Consider the following 954-nt stretch of genomic DNA (forward strand, 5'->3'; position numbering starts at 1 on the left):
AAAACACAAAAATCATAATGTAAGGTTAAAGTGTCAAAATTAATAGTTGAACTTTTGCATACAATCCATAGTTATGAAAGTATCAACGTAACTATAGATTGTAAGCAAATTAGAGAAACTAAGTTATGTCATTTTAACCAGGTTAAAGTGTCAAAACTAAATAGTTATGGTAAAATTAAGAACAGAAGGAAGAAGAAAAAGAAGAAAGATTCTAATAGGTGACCTATGAAACAGGAAAAATTAAATAAAAATACAACAGCCTTTACATTTGATGATTTGGAAGGCTTTGATACGAGTATATACGTAATAGAAAAAGAAGAACGTGTTTATGTAGTAGACACTTTTTGTGGGCCAGAAGCCATGTTCCCTATAATTAAAACGTTTCCATCTATGAATACAAAAGAAGTGGTGGTCATTAACACACATTTTCATTGGGATCATATATGGGGTAATGGGGCATTTAAGGATAAAAAAATCATAAGTCATCGTATGTGCAAGTCTTTGATAAGAGACCAGTGGCATAAACAAGTGTCAAGAAATGAAAAGTATCAAATGGGTAATGTTCAGATGGTATTGCCGAATATAACATTTGAAGATCGATTAGAATGGGAAGATGGTATTTTATTGTTTCACTCGCCAGGTCATACAACGGATAGTATATCCTTATTCGATTATGAGTCAGGTTTACTTATTGCAGGTGACAACTTAGAAGAGCCTCTAATTTACGTCGAAGCGCAGGACTTAGAGACCTATATAGCAACATTAGTAAACTATAAATCTCTAAATCCCAAGAAAATAACGGCCTCTCATACTTTACACATAGAAAAGCATATGTTAGATGAAACCATCGTCTACCTTAAAACGCTTAAGTCAGGAAAGCCTATGACCTTTAAGAATGAAAATAAGCAAAACATACATATGACCAACTTGAAAAACTTAGAGAGAAAAAGCAAT

The 954-nt window shown here is 32.5% G+C and carries 1 protein-coding gene; it reads left to right on the plus strand.

The window, feature by feature from the left end; genetic code table 11:
* Nucleotides 1-225 precede the first annotated feature (225 nt).
* A partial coding sequence (locus P0N36_RS15500; protein ID WP_275843795.1) for an MBL fold metallo-hydrolase occupies nt 226-954 on the plus strand: 729 nt, incomplete at its 3' end.

Source organism: Petrocella sp. FN5, from assembly GCF_029210395.1.
In the GTDB taxonomy this organism is placed as follows: Bacteria; Bacillota; Clostridia; order Lachnospirales; family Vallitaleaceae; genus Petrocella.